Source organism: Kitasatospora sp. NPDC001540, assembly GCF_042894345.1.
GTDB classification, from domain to species: Bacteria; Actinomycetota; Actinomycetes; order Streptomycetales; family Streptomycetaceae; genus Kitasatospora; species Kitasatospora phosalacinea_C.
Genome location: NZ_JBIAVO010000001.1, coordinates 220,642 through 237,489, shown reverse-complemented (window position 1 = coordinate 237,489; position 16,848 = coordinate 220,642). Strand labels below are relative to the sequence as shown.

The following is a 16,848-nucleotide window of genomic DNA, read 5'->3' as shown; positions in this document are numbered from 1 at the left end:
TTCCCGGGCCCGATGAGAACGGCGGGCCCGGGGCTGCTCACGGTGCACTTCCGGTGCGTGCGGTGGCTTCGGGTTCCGTCACCACGGCCCGAAGCAGCACGGACCTTCGATGGGCTCCGGCCGCCGGCAGCACGGACTCGCCGTTCCCCGAGCCCCTGGTCGTGCATGCTCGTCTGCCGAAGAGTTCCCCGGGCCCCCGTGCAGTCGGCCAAGGGTTCACCGCCGAGTGAGCCATGCCGTAGCGGCACCGGCACCGGCTGTCGTAGTGGCGGTGAGCAGCCGTGCGGGGGGCGCCGAATCGGCGTAGGTGACAGCCAGCCGTCCGGGGAGATCGACCAACGGACTCCGCAGCCGGTCCGGCGTAGGCTGCCGGTCATGACGACGGCGGTCGGGAGTTTGATTGAGGAGTTGCGCCGTGGACTGGGCATGTCTCAGGACCAACTGGCGGCGCGTCTGAACGAGTTGGGGGACTGCGCGACAATGACGCGGCAGCTGATCTCCCGGTGGGAGAACGGCTACCAGGGGCGAAAGCCCGGCCCGCGTTGGCTACCACACTTGGCTACCGCCTTGGAAGTGCCTCTACATGCCTTGGAGAGTGCGGACGTGATCAGGCGATCTTTCCTAACGACCGTTGCCGCCACCGCCATAGCGCCCGCGGCCACCGCGGATCTGCTGTCCCACGGGTTCGCTGCCGCTCTCCACGGTGGTCCGTCGGTGGACGACTGGCAGGGACGGCTGCACGTCTACGGCCAGGACTACATGTCGTCCGGCGCCGAGGAGATTCAGCGCCGACTTGCCGCGGACATGGTGGTTCTGCAACAGCAGATCGAAGGCCCACGCATGTGGGAGGTGGCGGCGCGGCTGTCCGTGCTGTTCGCCAAGACCTTTCCCGGCAGCGACGCCGCCAGGACAACGACCTGGTACGGCATGGCCGCGACCGCCGCTGACCGGTCCGGGGATCGGGACACGCGGGTGTGGGTGCGAGGGCGCGCCGCTATTGCCCTCGGCTACGAAGGGGCGTCCTTGGCCATTGCGGAGAGGCTCGCCGATCAGGCATTGGCAATTGACTCGCGCCCGTCCCTGGGCCGGCTCAACGCCGTCATGGGGAAGGCTCATGCTGCCGCACTTCGGGGCGACCGCCGGGCGGCATTGCAGCTCAACGACGACGGATGGCGGGTGTTCGAGCGAGTCGCCTCACCGGCGAACGCGCAGTCGGACTACGCGGTCCCCGAGTGGCGAATGAACGTCTTCTCGTCCCTGCTGCTCGCGCGGCTCGGTGAAGAGAAGCGGGCCGAACACGCGCAGGAGCAGGCGCGGGCGTTGCTGCCCGCGGCTTTGCCGCGATTCGCCACGCACCTGGAGCTGCACCGCGGGCTGATGCTCGCACAGGCAGGAGACCGAACGGGTGGTGTGGCGTACGCCCGTGCCGCACTCGACGCCCTTCCCGCGGACAAGCAGTCCCTGACCTTGCGGCTGCTGCTGGCAGAGGTCGAAGCGGCGTAGCGACCTGGCTACCCCCTGCGGCTAACCCGTGGCTGACGGGTAGTCACCAGTCGCACAGTCTCCCCGAACAGTTCGCACGGCTCAGGGAGGCAGCACATGCTCTACTCGCTCGAACAGGCACGCCGACAGCGGCCGACGGAGGCACAGGCGGTCGGCCGCGCCCCGCTGGACGACTACGACCCCGAGATCAGCGCACGGGTCGGTGCTCGGCGATCGATCGGCTGGCCCGTGTGCCGGTGCCCCCGGCCGAAGTGCCCGCACCGGTCGGAGTCGGCGGCGTGACGGGCACGGCTCCGGCACGACCCGGCATCCTGGCCGTACTGGCTCCGGGCACCGGCAGCGACGTCGAGCCGCCGACCTACGCCCTGGCCCGCCAGGGCGAGGCCGAGGACGGCACCCGGCGCGTGACCGTCCCCCTGGCCAAGCTGGTTCCGGACACCGGCAGCGACGTCGAGCCGCCGACCTACACCCTGGCGTGCCAGGGCGAGGCCGCGGACGGCACCCGGTGCGTGACCGTCCCCGTCGAACTCAACGACCTTGCCCAGGTGCAAGGTTGGGCGTTCGTGCACATGATGCGCCACCCGGGCCACCGGTCGTACCGCATGGTCGCGGACGTGCCGGTGGTGGTGGTGGTGCCCGAGACGGAGCCGGAATGACCCGGGTGACGCTGGTGACGGGCGTGCTGGTGCTCGGGTTCGCACTGGTGGCGCCGCACTGCGGCCGACGGCACCTGATCCTCCGGAGCGCCTCCCGCACTTCGGGACCCCGCCGGTCTGGATCCCGGCAGGAAGGGTGCACCCGGCGCGGCGCAACGCGCTCCCGACTCCCGCTCCGGCCGTTGCCACCTCTCCGGCCGAGGCGGACGTGTCCGTTCGATCCGAGGGAGTGAGATGAACAGAGCACCCGGACACCCGGTGACGTCCTACGTGTTGTGCACCGACCCCGCGTCGCGCCTGCTGATCGTGCAGGCGGCCGGGGTCGGGACATGGCGCCTTCCCGGCGGCGTGGTGGAGGTGGGGGAATCCCCGCTCGACACCGTTCGCCGGGAGGCCCGGGAAGAACTCGGCCTGAAACTCGACCTGTTGGCCGATGACCTGCTCGGCGTCGAGTGGGTGCAGGCCCGCCGCGAGGGCGCCCGGGACCGGATCGTGTTCCTGTGGGCCGGGCCGATGCTCAGCAGCGCCGACACCGATCAAATCGTTTTGCAACCAAGGGAGTTGGTGGCATGGCGCTGGGCCGGTCCGGATGACGCCCGCCGACTGCTCCACCCCTCGGTCGCCGCCCGGATCCGGACGCCCCTCCACTGGCCCGGAAACGTTGCCTATCAAGAGACCCGAACCGAAAGGGCGGCCCGCCATGACGGCGGCCGAGTGCCCCGCCAGGACGCTGCGGATCGGCACCCGTAGTTCGCCGCTCGCCCTCGCACGGACAGAGGTGGTGATCGCGGCACTGCGGGAGCAGGTGCCCGACCTGGTGACCGAGACGGTGCCGGTGGCCACCGAAGCGGACTCGTGGCAGGACGACCTCGCGCAGCCCGGTGGCAAAGGGCTGTGCACCAAGCAGATCGACGCCGTGCCGCAAGCCGGGACGGTGGACATGACCGTGCACTGCGTGAAGGACGCGCCCGGAGACGTGCCGCCGCCCGAGGGGAACCGGGCGCCCGACGGGGCCACTGCGCAGCACGGACCGAGCCGCCCCCGGGCCCCTGATCGCGCACCCCGCCGTTGTTCCCGACCCCCTGGCCGGGCTCCTCAGTTGAGCAGGGCCGCCAGGCCGTCGGCGATGCGTTGGAGGCCGAACTCGAAGCGGGTGTCCATGTCGGGGTCGGTGAGGTCGTCGGCGAGGGCGACGAGGTTGGGGTAGTCCTCGGCGGGGAGGGCGCGGAAGAGGTCGCCCGCCTCGCGGGCGGCCCGGCCGCGGCCCGCGCCGGCGGCCTCGGTGGCGGAGAGCGGGGACTGCTCCTGCAGGACGAAGCCCTGGACGTAGGCGGAGAGCAGGTAGGAGGCCATCGCGGCGTCGGCGTCGGTGAATCCGGCCTCGCGCAGCCGGTCGAGCTGGTCCTCCAGGACGGCGAGGACGCGGGGGCCGGTGGTGAGGCGTCCGGCGACGACCTTGGCGGCGTCGCGCTTGGCGAGCAGCAGGGCGCGGTAGCGGCGGCCGTACTCCAGGTACTGCGTGCGCCAGTCGCCGGTGCGGGGCGGGACCTCGGCGTCGGCGATGATCGCGTCGCCCAGCAGGTCGAGGATCTCCTCCTTGTTGCGGACGTGCCAGTAGAGCGAGGCGGCCTGGGCGCCGACCTCGGCGGCGACCTTGCGCATGGAGAGTCCGGCCAGGCCCTCGCGTTCGAGGACGCGCAGGGCGGCGGCGGCGATGCACTCGCGGGTGAGGGTGCGCGAGGGGGGCTGGGCCACGGGTGCTCCTGGGGGGCGGCGGGGCGGTTCGCGCTTGCAATCTAACACCGTTAGGGCGATGCTGGGTGCGCAATCGCAGCCCCTAACACTGTTAGGGGCCGCTCGGCGCGCCCCGAGGGGGAACGGTGGACACCAGGAACGACCGGCACAGGTGGCAGGCGCTGGCCACGCTCTGCCTCACGATGTTCATGGCGATGCTCGACAACGTCGTCGTGAACATCGCCCTGCCCCGGATCGGCCGCGACCTGGACGCGGGCATCAGCGGACTGCAGTGGGTCGCCGAGGGCTACAGCCTGGTCTACGCGGCCCTGCTGCTCACCGGCGGCACCCTCGGCGACCGCCACGGCCGCACCCGGGTCTACCGGATCGGCCTGGCGCTGTTCACCCTGGGCTCGGCGGCGGCCGCCCTCGCGGGCGGCACCGGCGCGCTGGTCGCGGCCCGGATGCTGCAGGGCGTGGGCGCGGCGCTGCTGACGCCGGGCAGCCTGGCGATCCTGCGGCAGGTGTTCACCGACGAGAAGGAGCGGGCCCGGGCGATCGGCCTGTGGTCGGGCGTCTCGGCGCTGGGCCTGTCGGTCGGTCCGGTGGTCGGCGGCCCGATGGTGGACGCGTTCGGCTGGGCCAGCGTGTTCTGGATCAACGTCCCGGTCGGGCTGGTCGCCCTGGTGCTGGCGTACCGGGTGCTGCCGGAGGTCGCGCCGCGCGAGCGGCGGGTGGACCTGCTGGGCCTGCTGCTGTCCGCGGGCGGGCTGGGCGCGCTGGTGTACGCCCTGGTCGAGGGCCCGGGCCGCGGCTGGACGGACGCCCGGGTGCTGGCCTGCGGGGCGGCCGCGGCGGTGCTGCTGGCGCTCTTCGTGCTGGTCGAACTGCGGGTCGCCGAACCGATGCTGGAGCTGCGGCTGTTCCGCGACCGGGTGCTGGCGGGGGCGCTGCTGAGCGGGCTGATGGTGAGCTTCGGGATGTTCGGCGCGATGTTCTTCCTGCCGCTGATGCTGCAGGGCGTGATGGGCTGGGCGCCGACCGACGCCGGGTACGCGGGGCTGCCGATGAGCGCCGTGATCGTGTTCGCGGCCCCGCTGTCCGGCCGGCTGACCGCCCGGCACGGGGCGCGGACGCCGCTGGTGCTGGGCATCGCGCTGTGCGCGGTCGGCCTGGGCGGGCTGTCGCTGTACTCCGGGCAGGCGCACTACTGGTCGTACGGGTGGACGCTGGTGCTGCTCGGCGGCGGCATGGGGCTGACCTTCACGCCGGTGTCGATCGCGGTGCTGCAGCGGGTCGCCCCGGCGCGGACCGGGATGGCCTCCGCCACCATCAACACGCTGCGCGAACTCGGCGGCGTGCTCGGCATCGCGGTGCTCGGCGCCGTCCTGACCGCCCGGCTGACCGGCAACCTCACCGCCGCCCTGCACCGGCGGGGCCTGCCCGCCGACGGGGTGTCGCACGCGGTCGCCGCGCTCACCGGCCACGCCCCCGCCGCCGGCACCGCGGCCCCACCCGTCCCCTCGTTCGTCGACGCCTCGTTCGTCGACGCCCTGCACCTCGCCCTGCGCTGCGGCTCCGCGACCCTGGCCGTCACCGCCGTCCTGGTCGCCCTGCTGCTGCGGCCCGCCGCCCCGGCGCCCGCGGCCGCGCCCGTCCCGTCCCCGTCGCTGTCCGGGGCGAGCTGACGCGACGTCGGCCCGCTTGCTGCGGAAACGGGGTGGCCTGGTGCACGGAGCGCCGGATCCGGTAAAGCGGCGCCAAAGGGACGGGCAAGCGACGGTCGGGCGGACGCGGGTGCGAATGTGGTGAACCCGGGTGGCCGCGGCCGGTGCGTTCGCTAGCATGGCGCGCTCAAGTGGTCGGACCGACACCGGTGGTGGGGGATGGCGTGCTGAGCGTGGGGCCGGACGGCGGCGGCGGGGGAAGCGGCGGCGGTGGCGGCGGGTTCCGGGTGGAGCCGGACGAGTTGGACGGGGCCGCACAGACCGCGGGCGCCGTCGCCGAGCAGGTGCCGGACGGGACGGCGCGCGTGCTGGGCGCCTCCGACGAGGCCGAGGCCGGGTTACCCGGCTGGACCACCGGCAGCGAACTGGACGCCTGCACCGACGAGTGGAAGCGGCTGCTGGACGGCCTCTCCGCCGAGATGGACCGGCAGGGCGGCAACCTGCGGCAGACCGCGGCCAACTACCGCCGCGCCGAGCAGGACGCGGCCCGCGGCCTGACGGGGCGGTGAGCGTGGACGTCCCCACCCTGCGCGACGCCGACCCGCACCGGCTGTTCACCGCCGCCGACGCGTACGCCGCGCTGGCCGCCGCCTTCGCCGGACACGCCGACACCTGGCGCAGCGGCGTCGACGGCCGGGTGAGCGCCTCCGGCTGGAGCGGCACCGCGGCCGACCGCGCCCGGGAGTCGCTGGCCCGCACCACCGGCAGGCTCACCGCCGCGCACCTGGAACTGGCCCGGATCGCCCCCGTCCTGCGGGAGGGCGCCGAGGCGTTCCTGCTGGCCCGCTCCAAGCTCCGGGCCGCGCTCGCCGACGCCGACGCGCACGGCTTCGCCGTCGCCGACGACGGCAGGGTCTCCTGGCCGCCGCCCGGCGCCGCCGAGCGCCACGACCCCGACGCGCCCGACCGCGCCCGGCAGGGCGCCGAGCTGCGCGACCAGATCGCCGACGCCCTCGCCGAGGCCGCGCACGCCGACCAGGTCACCGCGCAGCGCCTGCGCCGGTACACCGACGACGCCCGCACCGGCGCCGGACTCGACCCCGGCACCGGTGCGATGCGGCTGAACAGCGCCCTCCTCGCCGCCCTCGACCCCTTCGGCGGCGCCGAGGACCTGGTCCGCGCGGGCATGCCCGGCCCGGACGCCCCGCCGACCGAGGTCAACGCCTGGTGGAAGGCCCTGCCGCCGGACGAGCAGCAGCGCCTGCTGCGGGCGTACCCCGCCGAGCTCGGCAACCGCGACGGCATGCCGACGCCCGCCCGCGACCAGGCCAACCGGATCGTCCTGGACCGGATGGTCGCCGACCTCTCCTCCCGCCGGGACCTCTCCGAGTGGGACGCGAAGAAGCTGGAGGGCTTCCGGGCGATCCAGGGCCGCCTGCGCGAGGACCAGGGCAAGCAGCCGCCCGCCTACCTGATGCTGATCGGCGACCAGGGCCAGGGCCGGGCCGCCATCGCCTACGGCAACCCGGACACCGCGGACGACGTGGTCGCGTACGTGCCGGGCCTCAACACCGAGGTCAAGAACATGGGGGGCGGCGACGCCAACCGGGCCCGCGACCTGTGGCAGGCCGCGCACGACCTCGACCCGAGCCGCTCCACCGCCTCGATCGCCTGGCTGGGCTACGACACCCCGCAGATCAAGGGCATCGCCCCCGACATGTTCGCGGTGGCCGGGGACGAACGCGCCAAGCAGGGCGGCGCGGCCTACCAGGGCTTCCTGCAGGGCCTGCGCGCCTCGCACGAGGGAGCGCCCGCCCACCTGACCGCGCTCGGGCACTCGTACGGCTCGTTCACCGTCGGCCAGGCCGCGCAGCGTCCCGGCGGCATCCCCGCGGACGACATCGTCCTGGTCGGCTCCCCCGGCACCGGCGCCCAGCAGGCCTCCCAACTGGGCGTCGGCGCGGGCCACGTGTGGGTCGGCGCCGCCGAGCACGACCCGGTCTCGCACCTGCCCAGCCACGAGGCGGCCAAGGGCATCGGCATCGGCGCGGGCATCGGCGGCGTGCTGGCCGGTCCGCTCGGCGCGGTGGCGGGCGGCTTCCTCGGGGACCGGATCGCCGGGCACGACGACCCCCACGAGCTGTGGTTCGGCCAGGACCCGGCGAGCAGCGGGTTCGGGGCGCACCGCTTCGACGTCGCGGACGGGCCGCTCGGCTTCGAGTCGCACTCCGACTACTGGAACCAGGGCGACGGCCGGGACGGTCACTCACTGCGCAACATGGCCTTGATCGTCTCCGGCCACGGCGACCGGGTGTCCGGACAGGAGTACCGATGAACGACGACCTGGCGCCCGAGCTGCTCGCGGCCCGGGCCGCGGTGGACGAGCTGCTGGACTCCGCCCCCGCCGCGCTCACCCCCGCGGTGCACTGGGCCGACGGCCCGTACGTCGCCGTCGCCCACGAGCACGCCTTCACCCGCGAACCGGACGGCACCGCGCACCTGGAGAAGCGGCGCTACCTGCTCACCCGGGTCGCCGAGCACCGCTACCCCGAGCTGCTCGCCCAACTCGCCCGCGCCTGGCACGAACGCGGCTGGGCGGTGGACGGCGAGGACGACCCGGTGCTGCCCGTCCTGCGCGCCAAGTCCCCCCACGGGACGGCCGAGTTCAGGATCGGCTTCGCCGGGAACGGGACGCTGCTCGCCCGGGTCGACGGGCTGTCCGCGCCCGGCACCTCGTACCCGTTCGGCGGCGCCAGCACCGTCCCGATCGGGCCCGAGGGGTCGATGGACACCATGCCGCGGCGGCAGGACCCGTTCTGGTCGGTCTAGTGCCGAACGGGACGCACGGGAAAGGGAGTTCGGGATGAGGCGGCGGGCGGCGGGCGGCGTTGCGGCGCTGGTGCTGGTGCTGGGGCCGGGCGCGGCGGGCTGCGACTCCGGCGGCTCCGGCGGCTCCGGCAGCGGGTCGGCCGCGCGGCGGGTCGTCGCGCTGGACACCGCCCGCGCCCGGCTGCAGGAGCTGGTCGAGGGCACCACCGGCGCCCTCACCCCCGCCGTGCGCTGGGCCGACGACGCGTTCCGCGCCGTCCCGCACGAGAACGCCGCCCGCGACAACGACGGCACCGCCCAACTCACGCTCCGGCGCTACGTGTTAACCAAGGTCTCGGCCACCCACCAGCCCCGGCTGCTGGAGCAGGTCCGGGCGTACTGGAAGGGCCGCGGCTACACCCTGCACCCCGCCGACTCCACCGACGAGGCCTCCGCCGCAGCCCCCGACGGCACCGGCGTGACCGTCACCGTCGGCGCCGTCGGCAACGTCACCGTGGTCGCCGACGCCTGGGTGGAGGACCCCGGCAGCACCACCCCCTTCGGTCCCGCCCCCAGCCCGCTGCCGACCGGCAGGGACGGCGGGCCGGACACCGTACCGACCTTCGAGGACCCCGCCTGGTCCTGAAGCGGTCCTGAAGCGGATGCCCGCGCACCGCAGCCGCCCGCGCACCGCGGCGGCCCGACGGGGCGTGCGGACGAATCGGGGCCGATCCGGGCTGATCGGACGTCACGGGTCGACCGAAGGACCGTAGTTGGAGGGTGCCGTTAGGCTGTCGTGACCATGCTGGCTATAGTCGGGGCGATCTAGCCGGAACGGCGGCCGGCCGAGGGGTCTTCCTCGGTATACCCATGCCACGTTCCGTGTGGTCGTGCGGCCGTACCGTCCGTCGTCCCTGGGCTTGTCGTGTTCCGCGTCGACCACGGGGAGAGACGACATGGTTCGGATGGACGGGCGGGGGCGCGCCGCGCTCGCCGCTGTCGTGGGCGGGATGCTCCTGGTGAGCGGGTGCGGGATCGTCGGGATCGACGGGTCCTCGGACCAGGAGGCGAACCTGCGGGCCCTGCTGCCCGAACGGGTGCGCAAGTCCGGGGTGCTGACGGTGGGGTCCTCGTTCACGGCCGCGCCGGTGGTCTACCGCAACGACCGCAACGAGCCGGACGGCCTGGACCCGCACCTGGCGGAGAAGCTGGGCGCGCTGCTGGGCGTCCGGGTGGAGTTCCAGGACGCCGGGGCGTTCGCGAACGTGCTGCCGGGGCTGCTGGACGGCAAGTACGACGTCGCGATGTCGGGGATCACCGACACCCGGGAGCGCGAGCAGGGCGTCGACAAGAACGGCGCCCAGGTCAACCCGGGCGTGGACTTCGTGGACTACTTCATGGCGGGCATCGGCATCGCCGTCGACCGGGGCAACCCGAAGGGCATCGTCGACATCGACCACCTGTGCGGGCACACCGTCACGGTCAAGAAGGGCACCACCCACGACGACCTGGTGACCAAGCAGAAGACCGCCTGCGAGCACAACGGCAAGGGCGCGCTGACCCTGCTGGAGACCGACAGCGACAACGCCGCCATCCAGAACCTCAGGGGCCCGGCGGACGCGTACATCACCGACTACCCGAAGGCCACGTACGCGGTGCAGACCGTCGACAACGGCAACGCCTTCGAGATCGGCGGCCCGCAGTTGCAGCCCCGCCCGTTCGGGATCGCGCTGCGCAAGGAGGACTCGCAACTGCGGGACGTGCTGATGCGGGCGATGAACCGGCTGATCGCCGACGGCACCTACGACCAGGTGCTGGCCGAGCACCAGTTGACGGTGGGGGCGATCCAGAACTCGGTGACCAACGGTTCCTAGGCGGCGCGCGGGCCGTGCGGGGCCCGGGCCCGGCCGGGGCCGAGGGCCGCTCCGGGGCTCAGGTGGTGGCGAAGGCGAGCACCGCCACGTCGTCGGTCAGGGAGCCGGCGTGGCGGCGGACGTCGTGGTCCAGGAAGGCGACGACGGCGTCCGGGTCGGTGGCGGGCAGGGTGGTGAGGCGGGCCGCGAGCGGGTAGAAGGCGCCGGTGCGGTCGCGGGCCTCGGTGAGGCCGTCGGTGTGCAGGAGCAGGGTGCGGCCGGGCGGCAGCGGGACGGTGGCGGGCGGTTCGGCGGGGCCGGGGGCGAGGTGGCCGAGGCCGAACGGGAGGTCCTCGGGGCAGGGCACGGTGCCGACACTGCCGGGGGCCAGCAGCAGCGGGGCGAGGTGGCCGCGGTTGACCAGGTCGATCTCGTCGGCGCCGGGGCGGTGCTGGAGCAGCACGGCGGTGACGAACAGTTCACGGTCGCCGTCCTGTTCGGCGCCGCGGCGCACGTGCCGGTCGAGCTTGTCGGCGAGCTCGCCGAGTCCGGCGGTCTCGTGGGCGGCGACCCGGAACGCGCCGAGCACGTCGGCGACGGTGCGCACGGCGTCCAGCCCCTTGCCGCGGACGTCGCCGAGCAGGATCCGGGTGCCGTGCTCCGTCTCGCACACCTCGTACAGGTCGCCGCCGATGCCGACGTCCGCCTGCGCGGGGTGGTAGAGGCCCGCGGTGCGCAGGCCGCCGGCGCGGGCCGGGACGGGACGCAGCACGGTGTGCTGGAGGGTGTCGGCGACGGCGCGGACCCGGACCAGGTCGCGGGCCTGGCGGCGGCGCTGCCAGGCCAGCCCGGCGCCCACCGTGCCGGCCAGCACGGTGGCCAGGTACGTCCACAGGTGGTGCTGCTCGGTGAGGTGGCCGGCCCGCAGCGCGAGCAGCGCCTGCAGGGCGACGGTGACGCAGGTGGCGGCGGCGACCAGCGCGCGGCCGCCGCTGAAGGCGACCACCACCGGGATCACGGTCAGCAGGAAGCCCGCGGCGACGGAGCCGGGGACGGCCCACTCCATGACCAGGTCGGCGACCAGCAGCAGCACCGGCAGCAGCCGCACCCAGGTGGGGGTGCGCAGCGCCCGGGCCATCGCCGCCTCCCAGCGGGCCCCGGCGGCCCCGGACGCGCCGGCGCTCCCGGACGGACCGGCACTCCCGGACGCACCGACACTCCCGGACGGACGGGCCGGGGCCTGGTCGTGGCCGGGGCGGTGGTGCCCCGCGGACCGCGACTGCGGGTGGTGGCGGTCGGCGGGGGCGGTCGGCGCGGTCATGCTGGCCTCCTCGACGGCCGGTGCGGGTGCGGCACTGCCTCCATCGTCGCGTGCGGTCCGGCCGGGCCACCGCCCACGAAGGTCCCGACGGTTCGGGACCTTCGGCCCGTTCCGACCGGGCGCGGGAGCGCCGCGGGCGGCGTCACCGCGCGGGCGGGCCCGGGTGGACCGGGAAGGTCCGGTGGCCGCGCAGGACCAGCCGTTCGCGGCGCTCGGCCGGGCCCGCGGGGGCGAGGTCCGGGAAGCGGCGCAGCAGGGCGGGCAGCGCGGTGGCCGCCTCCAGGCGGGCGAGCGGGGCGCCGAGGCAGTGGTGCGGTCCGCTGCCGAAGCTGAGCGGCCGCCCGGCGGGGGCGGTGTCGGCCGCGCCGGGCCGGTAGCGCCAGGGGTCGAAGCGGGACGGGTCGCGGTAGCGGCGCGGGTCGCGGTTGGCGGCGCCGAGCAGCAGCAGGACGCCGGTGCGCGGGGCCAGCCGCAGGCCCGCGAGGGTGGTGCCGGTGTCGGGCGCGATCCGGGAGGTCACCTGGACGGGCGGATCGTGCCGCAGCACCTCGTCGACCAGGGCGTCCGGGTCGAGGGCGCCGGTGCGCAGGGCGTCGGCGGCCTCCGGGTGCTCGAACAGCCGGGCCAGGGCGTTGCCGAGCAGGTTGCCGGTGGTCTCGAACCCGGCGACCAGCAGCAGCGCGAGGTTGGCGATCAGCTCGTGGTCGGAGAGGCGGCTCGGCTCCCGGTCGGCGGTCCGCACCAGCGCGCTGACCAGGTCGTCCTGCGGCTCGGCACGCCGCTTGGCCGCCAACTCCTTGAAGTAGGCCGAGAGTTCGACGGCGGCCCGGTTTGCGGCGGCCAGTTCCGCGTCGTCCGGCACCGTCTCCAGGACGGCGGTCAGGTCGGCGGCGAGCGGCCGGAACAGGTGCCGGTCCGCGGCCGGGACGCCGAGCAGTTCGCAGATCACGCCGACCGGCAGCCGGAAGGCGAACGCGTCCAGGAAGTCGACCGGCCGCCCGGCCGCGCCGTGCTCCGCCAGGTCGTCGAGCAGGCCGTCGACGGCGGCGGTGACGGCCGGGGCGAGCGCGGCGACCCGGCGCGGGGTGAACACCGAGGCGATCAGCGACCGCATCCGGCCGTGGTCGGGCGTGTTGCGCTGCAGGACCGACGGGGCGAGCAGGTACTTGCCCGGGTGGTCGAGGAAGTCCGGCTCGGACTCGGCCCGCAGCGCCCCGTCCGTGACCCGGTAGCCGGGGCCGCGCAGCACCTCCTCGGCCTCCGCGTACCCCGTCACCAGCACCAGGAACCCGTCCGCCCGCACCACCGGGCCACCCGCGCGCAGGCGCTCGTACAGCGGGTACGGGTCCCGCCGGCCGCCCGGCCCCAGCAGTTCCGCAACGGCGGCCGCGGTGTCGCCCATGCCTGCCCCCTCGATGATCGTCTCCCGCCCCCGCAACGGCCGGGCCGCCCGCCGGGGTTCCCCTCCGGCGCGGAACGGCGCTGCGCGGGCGGGTCGGCCGGCGGCTCGGCGGGCGGTGGCTGGGTAGGCTGGTCGGCCATGGAGATCTGGATCAACCCGCAGTGCAGCAAGTGCCGCACCGCCCTCGGCGAGCTCGACGCGGCGGGCGTGGAGTACACCGTCCGCCGCTACCTGGACGAGCCGCCGACGGCCGCCGAACTCACCGGGGTGCTGGGCCGGTTGGGCCTGGAGCCGTGGGACGTGGCGCGCCTGGACGAGCCCGTGGCCAAGGAGCTGGAGCTGCGCTCCTGGGGCCGGACGGAGGCCGACCGGGCACGCTGGGTGGAGGCGATGGCCGCGCACCCGAAGCTGATCCAGCGGCCGATCATCACCGCGGACGACGGCTACACCGTGATCGGCCGCACGCCGGACGCGCTGAAGGACGTCCTCTCGCACTGACCCGTCCGGGCCGCCCCGGCCGGTCGGGCCGGTCGGGCCGGTCGGCCCGCCTGCTACCTTCCGCTGGTGACGAGTCTCCTGCAACCCCCGCTGCTCACCCGGCTGCTGGCCGCGGAACGGATCCTGGTCGCCGGTGCGGGCGGCGGGTTCGACGTGTACGCGGGGCTGCCGATCGCGCTCGCCCTGCGGGCGGCGGGGCGCGAAGTGCACTTCGCCAACTCCTCGTTCAGCAGTCTGCACGGCCTCGGCATGGACGTCTGGGAAGCCCCCGAGCTGGCCCGGATCACGCCCGACACCCGCTCCGCCGACCGGTACTTCCCGGAACGCTCGCTGGCCCGCTGGCTGCGGGCGCACCAACTGCCGGACACCGTCTGGGCGTTCCCGCCGACCGGGGTGCAGCCGCTGCGGTCCGCGTACCGGGCGCTGGTCGAACTGCTGGGCATCGACGCGATCCTGCTGGTCGACGGCGGCACCGACATCCTGATGCGCGGCGACGAGGCCGGACTCGGCACCCCCGAGGAGGACATGGCCTCGCTGGCCGCGGTCGCCGGGCTGCACGGGGTGCCGCAACGCCTGGTCGCCTGCCTCGGGTTCGGCATCGACGCGTACCACGGCGTCAGCCACAGCCTGGTGCTGGAGAACCTCGCCGCGCTCCAGCGCGCGGGCGGCTACCTCGGCGCCTTCTCCGTCCCCGCCGACTCCGCCGAGGCCGCGCTCTACCTGGACGCCGTCGCACACGCCCGGGACGACTGCCCCGAGCACCCGAGCATCGTGCAGGGCTCGGTCGCGGCGGCGCTGCGCGGCGAGTTCGGCGACGTCCGCTTCACCGAACGCACCCGCGACAGTGCGCTGTTCATCAACCCGCTGATGACGCTGTACTTCGGCGTCACGGTCGAAGCCCTCGCCGCCCACCACCTCTACCTGGACCGACTGGAGAACACCGTGCTGCTGGGCCAGGTCGCCTCCGCCATCGGCCGCTTCCAGGACGCGCTGCCCCGGCAGCGCCCGCCGCGCGCCTTCCCGCACTGAACCGCCTCGGCGCGCCGGGGCGCCTTCGCGCCGGGGTCCGCCGGAAAACCGCTGCCGTCCGCCCGGCTCCGGCTGCTACCGTCCGGCCCCGATGACCACCAACGGTTTCCTCCAACCTCCCCTGCTCACCCGGCTGCTGGCCGCGGAACGGATCCTGGTCGCCGGTGCGGGCGGCGGCCACGACGTGTACGCGGGGCTGCCGATCGCGCTCGCCCTGCGCGCCGCGGGGCGCGAAGTGCACCTGGCGAACCTGTCGTTCACCCACCTGCACGGCCTGGACGGCAGGGCCTGGGAGGGGCCGCACCTGGCCCGGATCACCCCCGACACCCGCGCCGCCGAACCCGGCTTCCCCGAACACTCGCTGGCCCGCTGGCTGCGCGACCACCAACTGCCGGACACGGTATGGGCGTTCGCCTCGACGGGAGTGAAACCGCTGCGGGCCGCGTACCGGGCGCTGGTGCGGCGGCTCGGCGTGGACGCGATCCTGCTGGTCGACGGCGGCACCGACATCCTGATGCGCGGCGACGAGGCCGGACTCGGCACCCCCGAGGAGGACATGGCCTCCCTCGCCGCGGTCGCCGGACTCCGGAACGTGCCCCAACGCCTGGTCGCCTGCCTCGGGTTCGGCATCGACGCCCACCACGGCGTCAGCCACGGCCTGGTGCTGGAGAACCTCGCCGCGCTCCAGCGCGCGGGCGGCTACCTCGGCGCCTTCTCCGTCCCCGCCGACTCCGCCGAGGCCGCGCTCTACCTGGACGCCGTCGCACACGCCCGGGACGACTGCCCCGAACGCGCCAGCATCGTCCACGGCTCGGTCGCGGCGGCGCTGCGCGGCGAGTTCGGCGACGTCCGCCTCGGCGAGCGCACCGGCGACAGCACGCTGTTCGTCAACCCGTTGATGACGCTGTACTTCGGCGTCACGGTCGAGGCCCTCGCCGCCCACCACCTCTACCTGGACCGGCTGGAGGGCACCACCACGACCCGCGAGATCGCCTCCGTGATCGCCGACTTCCGCGAGGAGCTGCCCCGACGGCGCCCGGCCCGCCCCTACCCGCACTGACCGCTGGGGGGCAGAACGCCTCGCCTCACACCTCGACGCCGTCACCGGGCGGCACGATCTCCAGCGGGACGTCGGTGAGCATCGCGGGGCTCAGTATGCGGGCCATCGACAGCTGGCCGATCTCGCTGAGCATCGCCTCGTGGATCTGCACCAACCGCCCGGGCGCCACCTCCCGGACGTAGTCGACGGCCTCGCCGGTCCTGGTCCACGGCCCGGCGGCGGGCAGCAACAGCGTGCCGACCGGGGCGTCCGGCACGTGGTAGGCGTCGCCCGGGTGGTAGACCCGCCCGTCGACCAGGTAGCCGACGTTGGCGACGCGCGGGACGTCGCGGTGGATGGCGGCGTGCAGTTCGCCGTGGACGGTCACCTCGAAGCCCTCGACGGCGAACGCGTCCCCGGCGGCGACGGCCGTCACCTGCCCGCGCCGGGCCGCGGTCCACCGTCCGACCACCGACTCCGGGCCGTAGACCCGCAGCTCGGGCCGGGCCGCCAGGGCGGCGGCGATCAGCTCCTCGTCGAAGTGGTCGAAGTGCTCGTGGGTGATCAGCACCGCCGCCGCCCCGGCCACCACCTGGGCGGCGTCGGGCGTGAAGGTGCCGGGGTCGACGGCGATCCGGGCGCCGTCCTTGGTGAGCGTCACGCAGGCGTGGGCGTGCTTGGTCAGCCGCATCGGGGGTCCTTCCAAGGGGCCGGGGAGATACGCAGGGGAGACTGTGCAGTCTGGACTGTACAGTTAGAACTGTGCAACTGGTAGCGTGACCCCATGACGCACCCCTCCCCTGAGCCGACCGCAGCCGAGCCGCCCGCCCGGACGCCCGCCGAACCGCCCGCGGCCGAGCAGTTGGCGGCCGCGCTGCGGACGGCGATCGGCGGCCTGGTGCGCGCCGGTCGCCCCTTCGACCTGCTCGCCCCCATCCCGGCGACGGTGCTGGACCTGCTCGACCGGCAGGGCCCGATGACCACCGCGGAGCTCGCCACCAGCCGGGGCGTGCGCCACCAGACCATGGCCGCCACGGTCAAGGAGCTCACCGAGGCCGGCCACCTGACCGCCGGACCGCACCCGGACGACGCCCGCAAGAAGGTGCTGGCCCTGACCCCGCAGGGCCGGCGCGCGATCGAGGCCGACCGGCAGCAGCGGGTCGGCCTGCTCGCCCGCGCGGTCGGCGGGAGCCTGGACGAGTCCGAGCAGCTCCTGCTGGCCCGGGCGCTCCCCCTGCTGGACCGGATCGCGGCCGAACTGGGCGCGGCGGGCGGGGGGCGGGGCGCGGCGGGCGGCGGGCGGGGGCCGATCAGCGGGGCCTGGTGAATCGCCGCCCA

18 protein-coding genes and 1 pseudogene are annotated in these 16,848 nt (G+C 74.7%); 15 read left to right on the top strand and 4 right to left on the bottom strand.

Annotation, left to right across the window (positions count from 1 at the left end; translation table 11 throughout):
- Positions 1-12: 12 nt before the first annotated feature.
- From ACFY00_RS01080 to ACFY00_RS01060, 5 genes and pseudogenes are all read left to right on the top strand, one after another.
- Positions 13-576, top strand: a pseudogene (locus ACFY00_RS01080) (helix-turn-helix domain-containing protein); the annotation flags it as partial.
- A gap of 138 nt (positions 577-714) precedes the next feature.
- The gene (locus tag ACFY00_RS01075; protein ID WP_388026595.1) at positions 715-1,503 is read left to right on the top strand and encodes an XRE family transcriptional regulator; all 789 of its coding nucleotides are present in this window, start codon (positions 715-717) and stop codon (positions 1,501-1,503) included.
- Positions 1,504-1,781: 278 nt separating this feature from the next.
- Positions 1,782-2,159: a hypothetical protein gene (locus tag ACFY00_RS01070; protein ID WP_388025962.1), complete on the top strand. Its 378-nt coding sequence runs from the start codon at positions 1,782-1,784 to the stop codon at positions 2,157-2,159.
- A 234-nt stretch (positions 2,160-2,393) separates the two neighbouring features.
- Positions 2,394-2,909: an NUDIX domain-containing protein gene (locus tag ACFY00_RS01065; RefSeq protein ID WP_388025959.1), complete on the top strand. Its 516-nt coding sequence runs from the start codon at positions 2,394-2,396 to the stop codon at positions 2,907-2,909.
- A complete protein-coding gene (locus tag ACFY00_RS01060) occupies positions 2,860-3,366 on the top strand; it encodes a hypothetical protein (protein ID WP_388025957.1) in 507 nt (168 codons plus the stop codon). The genes ACFY00_RS01065 and ACFY00_RS01060 overlap by 50 nt, the downstream gene beginning before the upstream one ends.
- Here ACFY00_RS01060 and ACFY00_RS01055 read toward each other — a convergent pair.
- Positions 3,255-3,914 (bottom strand): TetR/AcrR family transcriptional regulator, encoded by a 660-nt coding sequence (locus ACFY00_RS01055; RefSeq protein ID WP_388025954.1) that lies wholly within the window; start codon positions 3,912-3,914, stop codon positions 3,255-3,257. The two genes, ACFY00_RS01060 and ACFY00_RS01055, sit on opposite strands and share 112 nt — an antisense overlap.
- Positions 3,915-4,039: 125 nt before the next feature.
- Between ACFY00_RS01055 and ACFY00_RS01050 the strand changes: the two genes are divergently transcribed.
- The 6 genes from ACFY00_RS01050 to ACFY00_RS01025 all read left to right on the top strand — a co-directional run bounded on the left by ACFY00_RS01050 (position 4,040) and on the right by ACFY00_RS01025 (position 10,242).
- The gene (locus ACFY00_RS01050) at positions 4,040-5,581 is read left to right on the top strand and encodes an MFS transporter (protein ID WP_388025952.1); all 1,542 of its coding nucleotides are present in this window, start codon (positions 4,040-4,042) and stop codon (positions 5,579-5,581) included.
- Between the two features lie 203 nt (positions 5,582-5,784).
- A complete protein-coding gene (locus ACFY00_RS01045; RefSeq protein WP_388025949.1) occupies positions 5,785-6,129 on the top strand; it encodes a type VII secretion target in 345 nt (114 codons plus the stop codon).
- 2 nt (positions 6,130-6,131) lie between these two features.
- A complete protein-coding gene (locus tag ACFY00_RS01040; protein WP_388025947.1) occupies positions 6,132-7,895 on the top strand; it encodes an alpha/beta hydrolase in 1,764 nt (587 codons plus the stop codon).
- Positions 7,892-8,389, top strand: coding sequence for a hypothetical protein (locus tag ACFY00_RS01035; protein WP_388025945.1), 498 nt, complete (start codon positions 7,892-7,894; stop codon positions 8,387-8,389). The genes ACFY00_RS01040 and ACFY00_RS01035 overlap by 4 nt, the downstream gene beginning before the upstream one ends.
- A 34-nt stretch (positions 8,390-8,423) precedes the next feature.
- Complete coding sequence (locus ACFY00_RS01030) at positions 8,424-9,014, top strand: hypothetical protein (RefSeq protein ID WP_388025942.1); 591 nt, start codon at positions 8,424-8,426, stop codon at positions 9,012-9,014.
- A gap of 310 nt (positions 9,015-9,324) precedes the next feature.
- Entirely contained in the window at positions 9,325-10,242 is a 918-nt protein-coding gene (locus ACFY00_RS01025) for an ABC transporter substrate-binding protein (RefSeq protein WP_388025940.1), read from the top strand.
- A 58-nt stretch (positions 10,243-10,300) separates the two neighbouring features.
- Here ACFY00_RS01025 and ACFY00_RS01020 read toward each other — a convergent pair whose 3' ends face one another.
- Complete coding sequence (locus tag ACFY00_RS01020; RefSeq protein ID WP_388025937.1) at positions 10,301-11,542, bottom strand: PP2C family protein-serine/threonine phosphatase; 1,242 nt, start codon at positions 11,540-11,542, stop codon at positions 10,301-10,303.
- A 142-nt stretch (positions 11,543-11,684) separates the two neighbouring features.
- Positions 11,685-12,944, bottom strand: coding sequence for a cytochrome P450 (locus ACFY00_RS01015; protein ID WP_388025934.1), 1,260 nt, complete (start codon positions 12,942-12,944; stop codon positions 11,685-11,687).
- Positions 12,945-13,082: 138 nt separating this feature from the next.
- Here ACFY00_RS01015 and ACFY00_RS01010 point away from each other — a divergent pair, with 138 nt between their 5' ends.
- The 3 genes from ACFY00_RS01010 (at position 13,083) to ACFY00_RS01000 (ending at position 15,531) form a co-directional block, all read left to right on the top strand.
- On the top strand, positions 13,083-13,442 hold the full coding sequence (locus ACFY00_RS01010) for an arsenate reductase family protein (RefSeq protein ID WP_388025931.1): 360 nt from the start codon (positions 13,083-13,085) through the stop codon (positions 13,440-13,442).
- 66 nt (positions 13,443-13,508) lie between these two features.
- Positions 13,509-14,471 (top strand): DUF1152 domain-containing protein, encoded by a 963-nt coding sequence (locus ACFY00_RS01005; RefSeq protein ID WP_388025929.1) that lies wholly within the window; start codon positions 13,509-13,511, stop codon positions 14,469-14,471.
- Between the two features lie 91 nt (positions 14,472-14,562).
- Complete coding sequence (locus ACFY00_RS01000) at positions 14,563-15,531, top strand: DUF1152 domain-containing protein (RefSeq protein ID WP_388025927.1); 969 nt, start codon at positions 14,563-14,565, stop codon at positions 15,529-15,531.
- A 25-nt stretch (positions 15,532-15,556) separates the two neighbouring features.
- Here the strand turns inward: ACFY00_RS01000 and ACFY00_RS00995 are convergent, their stop codons facing one another.
- Positions 15,557-16,201 carry an MBL fold metallo-hydrolase gene (locus tag ACFY00_RS00995; protein ID WP_388025924.1) on the bottom strand — a complete coding sequence of 215 codons (645 nt, stop codon included), beginning with the start codon at positions 16,199-16,201 and terminating at the stop codon, positions 15,557-15,559.
- 93 nt (positions 16,202-16,294) lie between these two features.
- Here ACFY00_RS00995 and ACFY00_RS00990 point away from each other — a divergent pair, with 93 nt between their 5' ends.
- Positions 16,295-16,837, top strand: a complete 543-nt coding sequence (locus ACFY00_RS00990; protein ID WP_388025922.1) for a MarR family winged helix-turn-helix transcriptional regulator — start codon at positions 16,295-16,297, stop codon at positions 16,835-16,837.
- Positions 16,838-16,848 lie beyond the last annotated feature (11 nt).

What these genes read in the sequence shown, in the direction of transcription:
- ACFY00_RS01065 (WP_388025959.1), top strand. Translation starts at nt 2,394, where the DNA reads ATGAACAGAGCACCCGGACACCCGGTGACGTCCTACGTGTTGTGCACC.
- ACFY00_RS01060 (WP_388025957.1), top strand. Translation starts at nt 2,860, where the DNA reads ATGACGGCGGCCGAGTGCCCCGCCAGGACGCTGCGGATCGGCACCCGT.
- ACFY00_RS01035 (WP_388025945.1), top strand. Translation starts at nt 7,892, where the DNA reads ATGAACGACGACCTGGCGCCCGAGCTGCTCGCGGCCCGGGCCGCGGTG.
- ACFY00_RS01030 (WP_388025942.1), top strand. Translation starts at nt 8,424, where the DNA reads ATGAGGCGGCGGGCGGCGGGCGGCGTTGCGGCGCTGGTGCTGGTGCTG.
- ACFY00_RS01025 (WP_388025940.1), top strand. Translation starts at nt 9,325, where the DNA reads ATGGTTCGGATGGACGGGCGGGGGCGCGCCGCGCTCGCCGCTGTCGTG.
- ACFY00_RS01020 (WP_388025937.1), bottom strand. Translation starts at nt 11,542, where the DNA reads ATGACCGCGCCGACCGCCCCCGCCGACCGCCACCACCCGCAGTCGCGG.
- ACFY00_RS01015 (WP_388025934.1), bottom strand. Translation starts at nt 12,944, where the DNA reads ATGGGCGACACCGCGGCCGCCGTTGCGGAACTGCTGGGGCCGGGCGGC.
- ACFY00_RS01010 (WP_388025931.1), top strand. Translation starts at nt 13,083, where the DNA reads ATGGAGATCTGGATCAACCCGCAGTGCAGCAAGTGCCGCACCGCCCTC.
- ACFY00_RS01000 (WP_388025927.1), top strand. Translation starts at nt 14,563, where the DNA reads ATGACCACCAACGGTTTCCTCCAACCTCCCCTGCTCACCCGGCTGCTG.
- ACFY00_RS00995 (WP_388025924.1), bottom strand. Translation starts at nt 16,201, where the DNA reads ATGCGGCTGACCAAGCACGCCCACGCCTGCGTGACGCTCACCAAGGAC.
- ACFY00_RS00990 (WP_388025922.1), top strand. Translation starts at nt 16,295, where the DNA reads ATGACGCACCCCTCCCCTGAGCCGACCGCAGCCGAGCCGCCCGCCCGG.